13 protein-coding genes are annotated in these 17,627 nt (G+C 37.9%); 8 read left to right on the forward strand and 5 right to left on the reverse strand.

The features are described from left to right. Nucleotides 1-150: 150 nt before the first annotated feature. The 6 genes from V0410_RS02385 to V0410_RS02410 all read left to right on the forward strand — a co-directional run bounded on the left by V0410_RS02385 (nucleotide 151) and on the right by V0410_RS02410 (nucleotide 10,688). On the forward strand, nucleotides 151-3,072 hold the full coding sequence (locus tag V0410_RS02385) for a SusC/RagA family TonB-linked outer membrane protein (protein ID WP_330746164.1): 2,922 nt from the start codon (nucleotides 151-153) through the stop codon (nucleotides 3,070-3,072). 11 nt (nucleotides 3,073-3,083) lie between these two features. After that, entirely contained in the window at nucleotides 3,084-4,634 is a 1,551-nt protein-coding gene (locus V0410_RS02390; RefSeq protein ID WP_330746165.1) for a RagB/SusD family nutrient uptake outer membrane protein, read from the forward strand. A 3-nt stretch (nucleotides 4,635-4,637) separates the two neighbouring features. Further along, nucleotides 4,638-6,062, forward strand: a complete 1,425-nt coding sequence (locus tag V0410_RS02395) for a glycoside hydrolase family 30 protein (protein ID WP_330746166.1) — start codon at nucleotides 4,638-4,640, stop codon at nucleotides 6,060-6,062. Nucleotides 6,063-6,071: 9 nt separating this feature from the next. Then, nucleotides 6,072-8,294 carry a beta-glucosidase BglX gene (gene bglX / locus V0410_RS02400; protein ID WP_330746167.1) on the forward strand — a complete coding sequence of 741 codons (2,223 nt, stop codon included), beginning with the start codon at nucleotides 6,072-6,074 and terminating at the stop codon, nucleotides 8,292-8,294. A 104-nt stretch (nucleotides 8,295-8,398) separates the two neighbouring features. Beyond that, complete coding sequence (locus V0410_RS02405) at nucleotides 8,399-9,208, forward strand: glycoside hydrolase family 16 protein (RefSeq protein WP_330746168.1); 810 nt, start codon at nucleotides 8,399-8,401, stop codon at nucleotides 9,206-9,208. Nucleotides 9,209-9,248: 40 nt separating this feature from the next. Continuing rightward, nucleotides 9,249-10,688 (forward strand): glycoside hydrolase family 30 protein, encoded by a 1,440-nt coding sequence (locus V0410_RS02410; protein ID WP_330746169.1) that lies wholly within the window; start codon nucleotides 9,249-9,251, stop codon nucleotides 10,686-10,688. An 89-nt stretch (nucleotides 10,689-10,777) separates the two neighbouring features. On the opposite strand, the gene V0410_RS02415 is transcribed toward V0410_RS02410, so the two are convergent. The 3 genes from V0410_RS02415 to V0410_RS02425 form a co-directional block, all read right to left on the reverse strand. Further along, nucleotides 10,778-12,640 (reverse strand): DUF3472 domain-containing protein, encoded by a 1,863-nt coding sequence (locus V0410_RS02415; RefSeq protein ID WP_330746170.1) that lies wholly within the window; start codon nucleotides 12,638-12,640, stop codon nucleotides 10,778-10,780. A 431-nt stretch (nucleotides 12,641-13,071) separates the two neighbouring features. Further along, nucleotides 13,072-13,884 carry an enoyl-ACP reductase FabI gene (locus tag V0410_RS02420; protein WP_202842680.1) on the reverse strand — a complete coding sequence of 271 codons (813 nt, stop codon included), beginning with the start codon at nucleotides 13,882-13,884 and terminating at the stop codon, nucleotides 13,072-13,074. A 120-nt stretch (nucleotides 13,885-14,004) separates the two neighbouring features. Beyond that, the gene (locus V0410_RS02425) at nucleotides 14,005-14,304 is read right to left on the reverse strand and encodes a hypothetical protein (protein WP_114821904.1); all 300 of its coding nucleotides are present in this window, start codon (nucleotides 14,302-14,304) and stop codon (nucleotides 14,005-14,007) included. 139 nt (nucleotides 14,305-14,443) lie between these two features. Between V0410_RS02425 and V0410_RS02430 the strand changes: the two genes are divergently transcribed. Together V0410_RS02430 and V0410_RS02435 are read left to right on the forward strand one after the other, a co-directional pair. Beyond that, nucleotides 14,444-15,001, forward strand: a complete 558-nt coding sequence (locus V0410_RS02430) for a DNA-3-methyladenine glycosylase I (RefSeq protein ID WP_330746171.1) — start codon at nucleotides 14,444-14,446, stop codon at nucleotides 14,999-15,001. 146 nt (nucleotides 15,002-15,147) lie between these two features. Continuing rightward, complete coding sequence (locus tag V0410_RS02435) at nucleotides 15,148-15,909, forward strand: hypothetical protein (protein WP_330746172.1); 762 nt, start codon at nucleotides 15,148-15,150, stop codon at nucleotides 15,907-15,909. Between the two features lie 319 nt (nucleotides 15,910-16,228). On the opposite strand, the gene V0410_RS02440 is transcribed toward V0410_RS02435, so the two are convergent. Together V0410_RS02440 and V0410_RS02445 are read right to left on the reverse strand one after the other, a co-directional pair. After that, a complete protein-coding gene (locus V0410_RS02440; RefSeq protein ID WP_110366003.1) occupies nucleotides 16,229-17,083 on the reverse strand; it encodes a nucleoside phosphorylase in 855 nt (284 codons plus the stop codon). A gap of 21 nt (nucleotides 17,084-17,104) precedes the next feature. Beyond that, the gene (locus V0410_RS02445) at nucleotides 17,105-17,590 is read right to left on the reverse strand and encodes a hypothetical protein (protein WP_330746173.1); all 486 of its coding nucleotides are present in this window, start codon (nucleotides 17,588-17,590) and stop codon (nucleotides 17,105-17,107) included. Between the last annotated feature and the right edge of the window lie 37 nt (nucleotides 17,591-17,627).

Genomic DNA, 17,627 nt, shown 5'->3' on the forward strand with positions numbered 1-17,627 from the left:
TATGATATTTTATGAAATATTGATGCGAAGATAGGGCTTCTAACCCTGAAAAATAAAAGAAAAATTAAAATTTTTATGAATAGAATGTTAATTAATTGAAAAAAAATATATTTTTATTGTCTCAATTTGAGAATTAAACAATAACTGTATATGAATGTAAGAATATCAAGAAGCGTAGGAGTGGTTGCCGTCCTCTATTTTACGGCCAACTTCAGTGCCCAGACCACCAAGTCGAAGGACACAATTGCGAAAGAAAACAAAATAGACGAAGTGGTAGTCATCGGTTACGGTACACAGAAAAAGAGTAATGTAACGGGAGCTATTGCGAGTATTAAAGCCAGCGACATTGAAAACATACCGGCAGGTAAGCCTGAACAGGTATTGCAGGGTAGAGCTGCAGGGGTTTCTGTTGTTACGAATTCGGGACAGCCTGGTGCTGCTGCTACTGTACGTGTAAGAGGGATTACCAGTTTTGGAGCGGGAAGCAACAGCCCATTGTGGGTAGTAGATGGTATTGTGGTAGACAATATCGGATGGCTTAACCAATCGGATATAGAAAGTGTAGAAGTGCTAAAGGACGGAGCATCATCTGCAATCTACGGGGTCTCTGCTGCAAAAGGGGTAATACTGGTAACAACCAAAAAAGGGAAAAAAGGAAAACTGACTTTGTCTTATAATGGTTTTTACGGTTTTTCAAATGCCTCAAAAAAGCTGGATCTTCTGGATGCTACACAATATGCTAAAATTATCAATGAAGGTTTCGTTAATGACGGACAAGCACCAAGGTTTGCCAATCCTGAATCATTTGGGAAAGGTACCAACTGGCAGGATGCTATTTTCGGAACAGGTGAAAAATCATCTCACGAAGTAAGCATTACCGGAGGGAATGAAAAATCCACCTACTATACCTCTTTCGGATATTTTGATCAGACAGGTATCGTAATGAGTGATATTTCTTATTACAAAAGAATCAATGCAAGATTCAATTCAACCCATAAAGTGACAGATTATCTGACCATTGGACAAACCTTTGCGTACACACACGTGAAGTCTCAGGGGGTAAGTGCAAACGAAGAATTCGGAGGACCTTTGGCTTCAGCCGTTAACCTGGATCCTACGACTCCGGTTGTGGTGACAGATTGGTCAATGGTTGACCCAAGCGGTTATACAAATCCTTATATCATCCGTGATTCTGAAGGGAGGCCATACGGAATTTCCAGATATGTAAATCAGGAAATGACCAATCCACAGGCTTTCCGTCATATACAACAAGGAAATTATAGCTGGTCTGATGATTTTGTAGGAAATGTTTTTGCTGAACTTAAGTTTCTTGATCATTTTACATTTAAATCCAGTCTGAATGGTAAGAAATCTTATTGGGGAAGCCGTTCTTTTACCCCGAAATATTATTTAAGTCCAAACTATAACAATACCAGCTTCAACAGTCTGAATAAGGTGGACGAAAATAAATTCGAATGGAGTATGGAAAATACTTTGACCTATCAGAATAAGTTCGGAGATCATAATATCAATATTATGATTGGGCAGGGAGTTTATCGATACAACATTGCAGGCGGGGCTAGTCTGACATACAGTAATCTGCCTATCGATAACTGGCAGGATGCTTCATTCAACTTTAATATTCCGCAGGATAATATTACCGCAACAGGATGGGATGGAATTCAAACCCGTAAAGCATCTTATTTTGGTAGAATTATTTATGATTATGCAGACAAATATTTATTTACAGGAACAATTCGTAGAGATGGATCTTCAAAGTTTGCTACCAATCAGCATTGGGGAACTTTTCCATCAATGTCATTAGGGTGGAATGTTCATAAAGAAAACTTCTGGCCTGAAAATAAAGTCATCAATAACTTAAAACTGAGAGGTGGTTATGGAGTTTTAGGAAATGATGAGATGGATAATTTCAGATTTGCAAGTTTCATGGTTTCAGGGAGTAACTATACCAATTCTGGAAATAATATCATCATTGGCTATGCACCAAGTACACTGGAAAATCCAAATCTGAAATGGGAACAGACCAGCCAGCTGAATATTGCTGCTGATTTGAAACTATTCAACAATTTTACCCTTACGGCAGATTGGTACAAAAAGAAAACAACCGATATTCTCAGACAAATCAATATTCCTGGCTATGTCGGAGTTCCGAATTTACCCTGGTCAAACGTAGGGGATATGCAAAATAGCGGTCTGGAACTTGAATTGGGATATAAGAAGAACTGGGAAGATTTTGGAATTTCAGTTAATGGTAACTTCGCTACGATAAAGAATGAAGTTCTGAGATTGGAAGATGACATCAAATACTTCAATCTAGCTTCTTTCCAAACGATGGGAGCGGTATCCAGAGTAGCAGTAGGACAGCCATATGGATCGTTCTACGGACAAACATATAGTGGTGTTTTCCAGAATCAGGCACAAATTGATAATTATGTAAATGCGAATGGAGTAAAATTATTGCCTGATGCGAAACCTGGAGACTTTATCTGGCAGGATAACAACGGAGATGGTAAAATTGATGATGAAGATAAAGTGAACCTGGGGAGCTCTATTCCGAAATATACTTTCGGACTTACTGTAAATCTTAATTATAAGAATTTTGATTTAATGATGTTCGCACAAGGACAGGCTGGTAACAAGATTTTCCAGGGTCTGAGAAGATTGGATATGCTTGATGCCAACTATCAGACAAGAATCTTAGATAGATGGACAGGTGAGGGATCTACCAATGATAACCCAAGAGTTACGCGTAATGACCCGAACCACAACTATTCATGGATGTCCAATTATTATCTTCAGAAAGGAGATTATGTACGCTTGAAAATTGTTCAGTTAGGATATACCATTCCTCAGGATGTTACCCAACGTTTTGGAATGAGCAAAGTAAGGCTGTATATCACAGGAGAAAACCTGCTTACCTTCACAAAATATACCGGATATGATCCGGAAATTGCAGGAAGAAATAATTCTGAACAAGATATTATTGGAGTAGACAGAGCTTACTATCCACAGGCAAGAACATTCCTGATAGGTGCTAATATTCAATTTTAATGACTAACAAAATGAAAAACAAGAATTTTATATATAAAGGACTTGCTGTAGCGTTTCTTGCAGGTCTGGGTTTTACCAATGTCGCGTGTAGCGATTCTTATCTTGATGACGTACAGAATTCAGGATCTTTTAATACTGATTTGTATTTCCAGAATGAACAGCAGTCTTTCAGTGCACTGGTTTCAGTTTATGATGTTTTAAGAAAGTATTCAGGAGGGTTTGAAAATACTGTAACATTCTTTAATGCAGGATCTGATGATTTCTATTCCGGAGGAGGAAACTCTAATGACGGTGCGGGTATCCAGGGGCTAAACAATTATATGATTAACCCAAACACGATGCCTGCCAGTTACTGGAGAGATTACTATCAGGGAATAGCACGTGCTAATCTTTTAATAGAAAGAGTTCCCGGGGCTAATATGAGTGATGATCTTAAGAAAAGATATATCGCAGAGGCAAAAGTTCTTCGTTCATTATATTATTTTGAGCTATTAAGAATGTTCGGAAATATTCCTTTGATTCTGAAATCCGTAAAATTTGATGATGATTATTGGAATATTCCGCAAGCTGATCCTAGTGATGTTTATACTCAGATAGAAAATGATATCAATGCTGCTATTCCGGATCTGATGATGGTGTCAAGTGGAAATGATAGAGGAAGAATCACACAGGGAACTGCAAGAGCTATTTTAGGTAAAATTTATCTTTATGATAAAAAAATGCCTCAGGCAGCAGCACAGTTTGCCGAGGTAAATGGTACTCCGGGAGGAACCAGCCAATACGGATATAAGCTTGTTGCCAATTATGCAGACTTATTTAAAGTAGGTCCTGAATTATCGGATCCTTATAAGTTTTCTACTGAATCTATCCTTGAAGTAATGCATACCAATAAAGGAAACTCCGACTGGGGCTTCTGGGGGCAGGGCAAAGATGAAGGAAACTCTATTAATGTAATGGTAGGGCCTCGTTCTTATTCCCTAAAAAACATCCCGAATAATGATGCTCCGGATATCTATTCCGGCTGGGCATTTAACACTGTAACAGAAAACTTTGTTACTTTCATGCAGGGAGACCCAAGGCTGGATGTAACCGTTTTCAATGCAAAAAAGCTGGTAACAGATGGTAAAATCACCTACAGCCCTGCTTTTGCTGATACAGGATATTTTTTAAATAAATACTTACCTACAAATGCTTTAAAAAGTTCACTTCCAGGTCCGGCAGAACTGAATTTCCGTCAGAATTATATCGCAATAAGATTAGCAGATACTTATCTGATGGAAGCAGAAGCTTTAGGTGGAGCAGGAGCAAGAGCCCAGGCATTATTAGATGCAGTAAGAGCAAGAGTCGGTTTAGCATCGGTTCCGGTTTCTTTACAGGCTATTAAAGATGAAAGAAGAAGAGAGCTTGCAGGCGAAGGGCACAGATGGTTTGACCTTGTAAGATGGGGAGATGCTCCTTCTAAGCTTGCCTTCAAAGGGTTCAAAGCTAATAAAAATGAAATTCTGCCAATTCCGTTTAATGAGTTGCCGAATACAGTTTTAAAACAAAATCCTGGTTACTAAAATATGAAGTTTCACAACTTATATAGTTTCTTTAGAGGTGCCGCACTACTTAGTGGTGTGGCCCTTTTTTCTTTCTCATGTACCTCAGTGGCTTCCAATAAAGGAAATGAAGTGCAGTACTGGCTTACCAAAGGGGATGAAAGTGTAAAATTACAACAGCAGACTTCCGTTAAATTTGCAAATACTACCAACAGCTTTCAGAATATTGAAATTGATGACACTCAAAAGTTTCAATATATTGATGGCTTTGGCTATACATTAACAGGAGGAAGTGTTGAGGTAATCAACCGGTTGTCGCCTTCCAAAAGAAAAGCACTGCTTAACGAACTTTTTGGAAATGATAAAAATTCAATATCCATCAGCTATTTAAGACTGAGTATTGGCGCTTCCGATCTTGATGGAGAAGTATTCTCCTACGATGATCTTCCTGAAGGACAGAGCGATCCTTCGCTTTCAAAATTCAGTCTGGCAAAAGACAAAGCTTTGATTGGGATGTTGAAGGAAATTTTAGCAATTAATCCTTCCATTAAAATCATTGCTGCCCCGTGGTCTCCTCCGGTTTGGATGAAGGATAATGGAAAGTCAAAAGGAGGAAGTTTAAAACCTGAATTCTATGGAACGTATGCTCAATATTTTGTAAAATACATCCAGGGAATGAAAAAAGAAGGGATCACCATTGATGCTGTAACTCCTCAGAATGAACCTTTACATCCGGGAAATAATCCAAGTTTGTATATGCCGTCTGAACAGCAGGGAGATTTTATTAAGAACCATCTGGGACCTGTTTTTAAAACAAATGGAATTAAAACTAAAATTGTTGTTTACGACCACAACTGCAACAAACCGGAATATGCTATTGATATTTTAAAAGATTCTGAAGCTGGCAAATATATAGACGGATCTGCTTTTCACCTTTACGAAGGCGATATTTCTGCATTAAGTACGGTACATAATGCTTTTCCGGATAAGAATTTATACTTTACTGAACAATGGACAGGTTCAAAAGGCACTTTTACCGAAGACCTGAACTGGCATACGAAAAATGTAATCATAGGCTCTATGAGAAACTGGAGCAAAATAGCTCTGGAATGGAATCTTGCCAACGATCCAAAATTTGCCCCTCATACAGATGGCGGATGTACGGAGTGTAAAGGAGCCATAACGGTTTCTGACAGTGAGAATTTCACCAGAAATGTTTCTTACTATATCATTGCACACGCTTCAAAATTTATTCCTGCAGGATCCCAGCGTATCGCTTCCACTCAGACGGATAAGCTTTCAACGGCTGCCTTTAAGACTCAATTTGGGAAAATAGTTTTAATTGTGCAGAACGATAATCAGGCAGATGAGAATTTTAATATTAAATTTGCCGGGAAAACCGCTGCTGTAACAATTTCGGGACGTTCTACAGCAACCTATATTTTTTAATTTGATACTATGAAAAGAGTTTATTTCTTACTGGCATTTTCTGCATTGGGATTGAATGCTTACGGACAGAAGACCATTGATCAGAAAGTAGCAGAGCTGCTGTCTAAAATGACCCTGGAAGAAAAGGTAGGGCAGATGGTGCAATATAGTGGTTTTGAATATGCTACAGGACCCCAGCAATCCAATTCCGCAGCTGTTTTGGAAGAAATCAGGAAGGGTAAAGTAGGTTCTATGCTGAATGTTGCAGGATCAGAGGAAACCAGAGCTTTTCAGAAACTGGCGATGCAGTCAAGGCTGAAAATTCCTTTACTGTTCGGGCAGGACGTTATCCATGGTTATCGTACCACATTCCCTGTCAATCTCGGACAGGCGGCAAGTTGGGATCTGGCCATGATTGAAAAGTCTGAAAGAATTGCTGCTACAGAAGCTGCCGCTTACGGTATTCACTGGACGTTTGCTCCGATGGTGGATATTGCCAGAGATCCGAGATGGGGAAGAGTAATGGAAGGCTCAGGAGAAGATACTTACCTTGGAACAAAAATAGGACTGGCAAGGATTAAAGGATTTCAGGGTAGAGGTCTGGGAAGTCTTGATGCAGTGATGGCCTGTGCCAAACATTTCGCGGCATATGGAGCTGCTGTAGGCGGAAGAGATTACAATTCTGTAGATATGAGTCTCAGACAATTGAATGAAACTTATCTTCCTCCTTTCAAAGCCGCTGCGGAGGCAGGAGTAGCCACTTTTATGAACTCCTTCAATGATATTAACGGAATTCCCGCAACGGCCAACCAATATATACAGAGAAACCTCTTAAAAGGAAAATGGAATTATAAAGGTTTTGTGGTGTCAGACTGGGGAAGCATCGGGGAAATGGTTCCTCACGGTTATGCCAAAGATGGAGCTGAAGCTGCTGAAAGAGCAATACAAGGGGGAAGTGATATGGATATGGAAAGCCGTGTGTATATGGCAGAGCTTCCAAAACTGGTGAAAGAAGGAAAAGTAGATGCAAAACTGGTAGATGATGCAGCGGGTAGAATTTTAACCAAGAAATTCGAAATGGGACTTTTCGATGATCCTTACAGATTCAGCAATGAAAAAAGACAAAAAGAACAGACCGATAATCAGGAAAACAGAAAATTCGGAAGAGAATTCGGATCTAAAAGTATTGTTCTTCTTAAAAACCAGGGAAATATTCTTCCGCTTTCGAAAAGTGTAAAAACAGTTGCGCTGATTGGCCCTTTCGGGAAAGAAACGGTAGCGAATCACGGTTTCTGGTCTGTTGCTTTCAAAGATGATAATCAAAGAATCGTTTCTCAATTTGACGGAATTAAAAACCAGCTGGATAAAAACGCTACTTTATTATATGCAAAAGGCTGCAATGTGGATGATCAGGATAAAAGCCAGTTTGCCGAAGCGGTAGAAACGGCGAAAAAAGCAGATGTTGTCATCATGACGCTGGGAGAAGGCCACGCGATGAGTGGAGAAGCAAAAAGCAGAAGTACTATTGGTTTTACAGGTGTTCAGGAAGACTTATTGAAAGAAATTGCCAAAACAGGTAAGCCAATCATCCTGATGATCAACGCCGGAAGACCTCTGATTTTCAACTGGGCATCAGACAATATTCCTGCCATTATGTATACATGGTGGCTGGGAACAGAAGCAGGAAACTCTATTGCAGATGTTTTGTTCGGGACAGTGAATCCCGGTGGAAAGCTTCCAATGACTTTCCCAAGAACAGAAGGGCAGATTCCTGTGTACTATAATCATTACAATACAGGAAGACCGGCAAAAAATAATACAGACAGAAACTATGTTTCCGCGTATATAGATCTTGATAATGATCCCAAATACCCATTTGGATATGGTTTAAGCTATACGGATTTCAAATATTCTGATATGGTTTTAAATTCCACAAACCTTACAGGAAATCAGACCTTGAATATCAGCGTTACGGTTTCCAACACAGGAAAATATGACGGAGAAGAAGTGATACAGCTGTATATCAGGGATCTTTTCGGGAAAGTAGTCCGACCGATAAAAGAATTGAAAGGTTTCCAGAAAGTATTCATCAAAAAAGGAGAAACCAAAAAGATCGATTTTAAACTGACTCCCGAAGATCTGAAATTCTTTGATGATAACTTGAATTTTGACTGGGAAGGCGGGGAATTTGATATTATGGTCGGGACGGATTCTCAACATGTTCAGACCAAAAGAATCACCTGGACAAAATAAATTGAATTCAATTCAATAGGAGTGGGTTATAATCCTGAGCATGGACGAAGGAAGCCCACTTATGAAAATATAAAAAGAACGGCTTTAGCCAAAACTTAATACACATGAAAATCAAATTCAGAAATACAATAAGTATCTGTGTAATAGGAATATTCTTTCTTTCTGCTTTCAACTGTGCTTCAAACAAGCCAGATTCCCGCAGAACACTGATCTGGAATGATGAATTTAATGGCAAAGGACTTCCGGATTCATTAAAATGGAATTATGATATCGGAGGAAGTGGTTTTGGAAATGAAGAAGCTCAGTTTTATACCAAAAACAGGCTTGAGAACGCCAGAATGGAAAAGGGAAATCTGATCATTGAAGCCAGAAAAGAAAATTGGGATAATAATAAATACACTTCTGCTAGGCTTTTAACCAAAGGAAAATTCGCCTTTCAGTATGGAACAGTAGAAGTAAGAGCAAAGCTTCCCAAAGGACGTGGAACATGGCCTGCCATCTGGATGATGAGTGAAAATATGAAGAAATGGCCGGATGACGGTGAACTGGATATTATGGAACATGTAGGATACAATCAGGGATTTATACATGCTTCTGTTCACACCAAAAAATACAACCATATCCAGGGAACACAGAAAACAGATACCTTGTTTGTAAAAGATGCCAGCGAAAAATTCCATGTCTATAAGGCAGACTGGACTCCCGAAAAGATTGATGTGTATGTAGATGATAAGAAATTTTTTACGTATGTAAACAAAGAGAAAAACGATGAAGCATGGCCTTTTGACAGACCTTACTTTATCATTTTAAATCTTGCTGTAGGAGGATTTTGGGGTGGAAAAGAAGGCATTGATGATGCGGTATTTCCACAGAAGTATTATATAGACTACGTAAGAGTCTATCAAAATAAATAATGAAAATGAGGACCAGAAGGGTCCGGAAACAGAAAAAATCATGAGAAAATTAATTGTAAGTTGTTTTGTAGTAGGCGTTGTCATCAATGTCAATGCTCAGAATTACTGGAAGAAGAATGCAGGAAAAACAGCTAAAGTAATCCTTACCAACTCGAAAGTGAATGAGAAGATGGCGGATAAAGGAACCGTTACATTTGAACAGTTCGGACAGCCTAAAGAAACTGAGGCGTGTATTTTTGTGGCTCCCAACTTTAAATATCAGAAACTGATAGGAATTGGAGGTGCTATTACAGACGCCTCAGCAGAGACTTTTTATAAAATGCCAAAGAATAAGCAGAAAGAAATTCTGGATGCTTATTTCGGAAAAAATGGATTGGGATACACTGTCGTTCGTACCAACATGAATTCCTGTGATTTCTCCAGCGATTCGTATACCTATGTGGAGGATAATGATACTTCTCTGAAGACGTTTAACATTGCTCATGATGAGAAGTATAAAATCCCGATGATTAAAGAAGCTCAGAAAGCCATTGGTAATAACTTCACATTCTATTTCTCGCCTTGGAGCCCGCCAGCCTGGATGAAATCCAACAAAAGTTTGTACAAAGGAGGAAGATTGGAAAATCAATACTACCAGACATGGGCAGATTATTATATCAAATTCATCAAAGAATACGAAAAGAGAGGAATCAACATCTGGGGGTTAACCGTTCAGAATGAGCCAATGGCTACCCAAAGCTGGGAATCATGCATCTATACTGCTGAAGAAGAAGGAGAGTTCCTGAAAAAGAACCTTGGACCAACGCTTTGGAAAAACGGATATAAAGATAAAAAAGTTATGATCTGGGATCACAACAGAGACCTTATCTATCAAAGAGCAACCACTACATTAAGTGATCCTGAAACCTCAAAATATGCCCATGGTATCGGTTATCACTGGTATGAAACGTGGAATAACAAAACTCAGCTTTTTGACAATCTAGCAGAAACACACAGAGCATTTCCTGATAAATTCCTGGCCTTTACCGAAGGATGCAAAGAACAGTTCAATATGGATAAAATATATGATGTAAGCCTCGGAGAACTTTACAGCAAAAATATGCTGAACGATTTCAACAAAGGAAATGCTTTATGGACTGACTGGAATATTCTGCTGGATGAAACCGGAGGTCCCAATCACAAAGGAAATTTCTGCTTTGCTCCAATTATTGCTGATACCAAAACAGGAGAGGTGTTCTATACGTATGAATACTATTATATAGGACATGTTTCAAAATATATCAAACCCAATGCGCAGAGAATCGGAAGTTCTTCCAACAGAGCAGCTCTTACATCTTCTGCTTTTATGAACGAAAACGGACAGCTGGTAACCGTTATCATGAACGATTCAGACAATGATATTGAAACGAATCTATGGATAGAAGGGATGGCTGCCAAACTGAATGCTCCTGCGCACTCTATACAGACCGTAATTTTGTAATATCATATTAATATTATTTTTGACAGAACGGGCGGCCTTTATTAAGGTCGCCCGTTCAGATTATATCATGTTATTACCATCTTATACTATCATTGTACAGAGAATTTTCCTGAAATAGTACCATTTATGCTTTTAGCAGTATAGAAATATACACCGTTTTTTATATTTGAGGTTGAAATTGTGGTTTTTCCACCTTTTACTGTCTGCTGTTTTATTGTTAGCCCATCTGTGTTTACAATTTGTAATTCATAATTTCCATTTTCAGGAAGATTTATGGTAAGATTTTCACCTTGTTTTACAGGGTTGGGATAAACGGTTGAGGTTATTTCCTGTTTCGCAGACATGCTTGACGTTGTAGTTGTTACCTGTTCAAGCACCCACTGATGATTTATTCCTGCCGTACCATTCATATCCTGATCCCAAATATTAATAGTAGTACCTGCTGTTTGGGAATTGGCAGGATTATCCATCGATTTCATATTTGATAAAGCTGTGCCTATAAGTATGGTATTGGGTGTATAGGATTTTAGTACCCATTGCTGATTGTTATTTCCGCTTTTGGAATATTGTATCAATGTAGTTCCGTTAGTAGTATTAGAACCGGGAACATCAATTACCAATCCGGAAGCATGGTTAATAATAATATAGTTATTTCCTGTTTTTTCAAGCTTCCATTGCTGTGCCGGATTAGTACTTAACGGATATTGTACCATCTTAACATTTGATGCAGAACTATAATTTGCCGGGCTTATATAAAGGTTACTTCCTGCATTTTTTATTCTGTAATAGGCATTCGGGTCAATGACCGGAGGGGTTATGATATTAATATTGTTATATCCAAAATTAGAAGTTTGCTTAAAGATATCGTCCAATACTACACTTACATAATATTTTCCGGATTGAGAATTAGCCGGAAGAGGGATATTTACATTTCTGAGATCAGGACGGATACCGGAAACTACTGCAACAGGAGTATAATTATTTCCCCAGCTGGCTTCAGTATACAAAGCAACTTTATAGGAAAGTTGCGGACTTGTTGTTTCTGAATTGGCCCACGTTACATTGACCGAATTAGTGGATGAATTATATGATGGGGTAACGTTAGTAACACTAATAGGAATAGTGGTGGCAGGTTTGGTGCCTTCCTGAGTAATACTGTTAAAAGTTACCGAGCCACCAGCAGGAGCAGGAGTTGTTCCACACGATGTTATTTTAATGGCAGTATTGTTAAATGCTGTTTGTGCTCCCCAAGAGCCGGTTCCTGCTGAAGCCGTATATCTTAATGGTTTTGACCAGCTTCCCTGTGCATTCATACTCCAGAAATTCCTGTAATATCCACAGCGGGAATCTTTATTCAAGTCGGAATTCCAGTTCTCTACGAAACCTCCCAGTTTTGTTCCGGTAAATGAAGCATCATTTTCCGGGGTTATAATAGTCACATAATGTTTCCATTTTCCCACACCATAATCATACATAAAGAACCCTATTCTTGTCTTTCCATCACCGGTAGACCACCTTCTGGCAACTGTTGCGTACCATACTCCCGGTACCCAAGGCATGGGATTATCTGTATGAAGACCTGTTCCTTCTCCTCCGAAACCATCTACCAAAGTATTGGGGGCTGCATATTCCGTTGTACACTGTGGAAGGCTGGAGTCTTGTATGTCCCACATAGAGAAGATGTTATTATACACTTCATTTGGTTTGTATTGAATTCCTCCATATCCTCCTCGCGGACCTAAAGAAAAGTTCAGCGTTGAATAATAGGTGTTGATTTTTTTACAGGTATTGTCTACCATTACTTCCGAGTACCAAAGTTCCCCGGTATTAGCCATATCAAATCCTTCTATATAAGGCCCCCAGCTTGGGCAGGTCTGAGCCTTTATAGGATTAAAAAATGAAATTGCTGCAATAAAGTGTATTGAGGCAAAAAAAATTAAATGTTTCTTCATAAAACTTGTTTTTAGTTAATGATGTTAAATTATTAATTATTTTGTTTTATGATTTATATTATAGAAAATTAATATTTTTTTATGGGAAATTAATATTGCTGTTATTAATTTAAAAAGATATTTTTAAGAAAATAATAATATTTCAATGTCAGGTTTTTAATTTTCTTTTTCTTAAAATAGAGTTGTTGTTGACTTTCTTAACTAAGAATTATTTCACACATCCGATATATATTATAGATGGTATATATTTTAATGATGAACAGATATCTTTATTTATTTCGGATAATGTAGAGAATACAACACTTTTGACTGTCGGTAATAGTGGCCTAGAAGAATTCGCCAAATGAGGAGTCTTCAGATGATAAAAAACAGAAAACCCATGAAAAAACTTCATGGGTCTTATGTATTGTAAATGAAACTTTATCAGTTCATTATTTTTCAGCGTCATATTTACTGATCACTTTCTGAGTAACTCCTGAGCTGCTGAAACCTCCGTCATGGAACAGGTTCTGCATCGTTACTTTCTTCGTAAGATCAGAGAATAACGTTACACAGTAGTCTGCACATTCAAGAGCAGTAGCATTTCCTAGTGGAGACATATCTTCTGCATATCCAAGGAATCCTCCGAAACCTTTAACACCACTACCTGCAGTAGTCATTGTAGGAGACTGAGAAACTGTATTTACACGTACTTTTCTTTCTCCCCAGTAGTTTCCGAAAGTTCTTGCAATACTTTCAAGGTACGCTTTGTTATCAGACATATCGTTGTAATCCGGGAATGTTCTCTGGGCTGCAATATAAGTAAGCGCCAAAATGCTTCCCCATTCGTTCATACAGTCTTTTTCCCATGCTACACGCATTACTTTATGGAAAGAAACAGCGGAAATATCCCAGCCTTTTTCCAACCAGTCGTAATTCATTTCTGTATAGTGTTTTCCTTTTCTTACGTTGATAGACATACCGATAGAGTGAAGGATAAAGTCGATTTTTCCAAATTTTGCAACAGCGGCATCAAAAAGTTTTTCAAGATCTTCTACAGAAGTAGCATCAGCACCTATTACTTCAGAACCTGTTTTTTCTGCTAAACCATTAAGTTCTCCCATTCTTAATGCTATAGGAGCATTAGATAAGATAAATTCAGCACCTTCCTCATGGCATCTTTCAGCAACTTTCCATGCGATAGATTGTTCATTAAGGGCTCCAAAAATAATTCCCTTTTTGCCTTTAAGTAAACCGTATGACATAATTTTTTAATGTTTATTATAATACAAATGTAACAATAATTGTGCTTATGGCATAATAAAAAATGGAGCCTTATCAATTTAAGACTCCATTTTATTGAAAATATTTATATGACTGAAATACTAATTGGTTTTCTTATTCCATTCTGCCTTTACATCTTCCGCCGCATCTTTGGTTTTTTCCCATGCCTCATCTGCTTTATCCTTGATATCTTCCCAGGCATCGGATACATTAGCTTTTACCCTGTCTAGCCAGTCTTCCTGGCTGGCTTCCTGATCATTATTCCTTTTCTCATTAATATAATCTTTAGCCTTATCTGCCAATTCATCGATTTTCCATTTGGCTTTGTCCGTTGCATTCTGTAAAGAATTTTCTACATTGTTTACTGCATTTTCCGCTTTGTTGTACTCTGAATTGTTCATAATAGTATAAATTTTAATTTGGTATGAATAATTAAACAATAACCATTCCTAAAACTGAAGGTCATTGTTAAACTTTTCATAATATTTTGTTATACTTTTCAAAATCAATAGTAACTTTAACCTGTAAAATATGATAATTATGGAAAAAATCCGGTGTGGCTGGTGCGAAAAAGATGATCTCTACAGAAAGTATCATGATGAAGAGTGGGGAAGACCTGTTTATGATGATGAAACAATATTTGAGTTCCTGATTCTGGAGAGCTTTCAGGCCGGCTTGAGCTGGTACACTATTTTATCTAAAAGGGAAAATTTCAGAAGAGCCTTTGACCATTTTGATTATAAAAAAGTAGCAGCATACTCTGACAAAAAGATTGAAGAACTCATGAACAACCCCGGAATTATAAGAAACAGGCTTAAAATTCTGGCAGCAGTTACCAATGCTCAGAGATTTATGGATGTTCAGAAAGAATTTGGAAGCTTTTCCCAATATATCTGGGATTTTATCGATGGAAACCCCATTGATAACAATCCGGAGAAATTGTCTGAAGTTCCTGCTACGACAGAGATTTCTGACCGTATTTCTAAAGACCTTAAAAAGAGAGGATTCAAATTTGTTGGTTCTACAGTAGTTTATGCCCATATGCAGGCCACCGGAATGGTTAATGATCACGTAAGGGATTGCTTTACAAGGAAATAAATGTAGGATGTTAACTTTAATAACGTTTTACACAAAATACCCTTTAAAATAATTGCGAAATATAAATTCTGAAAGGTTTATCAATACCCTGTTTCATAACTTATTGATATTTTTGTGGGATTAAAAATGAAAACCTCTGTTGAAATATGAAGAAAATAGGAATTATAGGCTATGGCTGGCTGGGAGAGAGACTTGCATCTTCCTTATCCGGAAAATATAACCTGTCCGCAACGACCACTACAGAAAATAAAGCAGAAGATCTCAATAATAGAGGAATCACTGCTGTAATAGCTTCTTTCCCGGACTATCAGTTGACAGAACCTCTTTCCCAATGGCAGGAAATTAAAAATATGGATGTTTTAATTATTACAATTCCTGTTTCGGAAAAAAGCTGTTGTGTGAGTTCTTTGTATAACAGAATTCAAAATTTATCAGCTTTTATCGGTGATTTTAAAGGACAGATGTTTCTGATGAGCTCTACAGGTGTTTATCCGGATGTATCCAAAGACTTTACAGAGGAAGACATTCCATTTGTGAGCGTATCAGGGGAAAGAATGCTTAGAAATAAATATCCTCAGCTGAATATTCTGAGACTTGGAGGGCTGATGGGAGATAACAGGCTTTTAAAAAATTATAACGTGAGCAATCTGGACCATGCGGTAAATCATATTCATTATGCTGATATCAGCGGGATTATCTCAGAAATGATTGAACAGAAAACTGAATCAAAACTTTATAATGTTACGGCTCCGATTCATCCGGCAAAAAGCCAGGTGATCAATGCGCAGAAAAATCTACTTGATGCAGAAGAGTTTGAAGTGAAAGGAAAAAAGGTTCTGTCATCAAAGCTGGTTTCAGAACTGAATTATGTATTTCAGCATCCGGATCCGAGAACATTTCATTTATAACCATGGTATTTGTATCATTGATTATTGGCCTTTAACCTATTTTACTTACAAGATTTCCATTGACAACTCTGTCGTTCCGCAGGAATCGCTTCTGTATTTGAATCTCTTCGGAATGAGAAAGGTGAGTGGTAAGTTTATTCATCATGAAAAAAATATTTTCAGCAAGATACAATTCAATAGCAACGGGTTAACATCCTGAGCGTAGACGAAGGGAGCCCGTTTTCAAAAAAGATAAAATTCCATCGGCTTTAGCCAAAATCTAATAAAAAACCTCCGGAAAAAGTTTCCGGAGGTTTTGTGTTTATTATTAATAAAGTAATTATTTAATAATTCTTTCCAATACCCATTCAATAAGGTTTTTCTCGGAAGCATGGTGGTCTGCAGAGAACTCACCGCGTCTTCTGTTGGCAATAACGTTATTCACGGTAATGGCTTTGTGCCCTAATAATTTTGAAAGGGCATAGATTGCAGAAGTTTCCATCTCAAAATTGGTAATTCCAAGATCATTCAGCGTTTCCAGGAATTGATCATCAACCGCTTTCAAACGAAGCTGTCTTCCCTGTGGAGCATAGAATCCCGGGAATGTTGCTGTATTTCCGTGGTATTTGGCATCTTTATAATATTCACCCATTTCTTCCGCCCAGTCTGAGAAATAAAGCATCGGCTTGATTCTTTCGTAAGGGAATTTTTCCATGAAGCTTTTAGAAAACTCATTTTCGAAGTTGTAATCCTGGTAGAAATGCATCAGCCCGTCTAATCCAACTACATTCTGCGTTACCAGCATATTGTCAACCTGTACATCAGGGTTTACACTTCCACAGGTTCCCATACGGAAAAGTTCAAGAGCTTTGTGTTCAGTTTTAAATTCTTTGTTCTGAAGATCAATGTTCACCAAAGCATCCAGTTCGTTCATCACGATATCGATGTTTTCAGTTCCGATCCCTGTAGACATTACGGTAATTCTTTCTCCACGAAGCGTTCCTGTATGCGTATAGAATTCTCTTTTGTTTTTCTTGATTTCCACGGTATCAAAGTATTTTGAAACCTTTGCCACTCTGTCCGGATCACCCACAAGGATGATTTTGTCAGCGATATCTTCAGGTAAAAGATTCAGGTGGTATACACTTCCGTCTTCATTCAGAACAAGTTCCGAGGCAGCAAGTTTGTTTAGCATAATATGTATATTTTTTGTTTTTTAATTAATCATAATGGCTTCTTTATAAGGAGATGCCATCACCTCGTAGATGTCATTGTATTCTTCTACAATTCTTTTCTGGCCGTTCATTACTTCATATACGGTAACAACGGTTTTTTCAATATTTTTAGGATCTTTCCTCTGTGAAGTGATTTCATAGAAGTGATCGTCTTTTTTAAGAATAGAAATCAGTTCTTCCTTTGTGGAATTGTTGGAAGTCATCATTCCCGGAAACTCCGTAACAATGTCTTTCAGGTCAGAATAATTTTTATAAGGCTTGGTTACCCCATTGGAATGTACATAGACATTGGGAATATTTTTATCTTTTTCCAGTCGAACCAAATAATAATCAGAACCTCTTTTCTCAGCATAAACAGCCATTTCCTGTTTCTTTTCAGGTTGTTTTTCCTGCTGCTTTTTCTTTTGGGAAAATGCTGCCACAGAAAGGAAACTTGCTGCCACAGCAAACCATAGTTTTGTTTTCATACTCCTATTTAGTTTTTTTGATGTGTTGAATTTAATG

Source organism: Chryseobacterium sp. CP-77 (assembly GCF_036362765.1).
GTDB lineage: Bacteria > Bacteroidota > Bacteroidia > Flavobacteriales > Weeksellaceae > Chryseobacterium > Chryseobacterium cupriresistens.

Coding starts and splice junctions, on each gene's coding strand:
- V0410_RS02385 (WP_330746164.1), top strand. CDS start 151: ATGAATGTAAGAATATCAAGAAGCGTAGGAGTGGTTGCCGTCCTCTAT.
- V0410_RS02390 (WP_330746165.1), top strand. CDS start 3,084: ATGAAAAACAAGAATTTTATATATAAAGGACTTGCTGTAGCGTTTCTT.
- V0410_RS02395 (WP_330746166.1), top strand. CDS start 4,638: ATGAAGTTTCACAACTTATATAGTTTCTTTAGAGGTGCCGCACTACTT.
- bglX (WP_330746167.1), top strand. CDS start 6,072: ATGAAAAGAGTTTATTTCTTACTGGCATTTTCTGCATTGGGATTGAAT.
- V0410_RS02405 (WP_330746168.1), top strand. CDS start 8,399: ATGAAAATCAAATTCAGAAATACAATAAGTATCTGTGTAATAGGAATA.
- V0410_RS02410 (WP_330746169.1), top strand. CDS start 9,249: ATGAGAAAATTAATTGTAAGTTGTTTTGTAGTAGGCGTTGTCATCAAT.
- V0410_RS02415 (WP_330746170.1), bottom strand. CDS start 12,640: ATGAAGAAACATTTAATTTTTTTTGCCTCAATACACTTTATTGCAGCA.
- V0410_RS02420 (WP_202842680.1), bottom strand. CDS start 13,884: ATGTCATACGGTTTACTTAAAGGCAAAAAGGGAATTATTTTTGGAGCC.
- V0410_RS02425 (WP_114821904.1), bottom strand. CDS start 14,304: ATGAACAATTCAGAGTACAACAAAGCGGAAAATGCAGTAAACAATGTA.
- V0410_RS02430 (WP_330746171.1), top strand. CDS start 14,444: ATGGAAAAAATCCGGTGTGGCTGGTGCGAAAAAGATGATCTCTACAGA.
- V0410_RS02435 (WP_330746172.1), top strand. CDS start 15,148: ATGAAGAAAATAGGAATTATAGGCTATGGCTGGCTGGGAGAGAGACTT.
- V0410_RS02440 (WP_110366003.1), bottom strand. CDS start 17,083: ATGCTAAACAAACTTGCTGCCTCGGAACTTGTTCTGAATGAAGACGGA.
- V0410_RS02445 (WP_330746173.1), bottom strand. CDS start 17,590: ATGAAAACAAAACTATGGTTTGCTGTGGCAGCAAGTTTCCTTTCTGTG.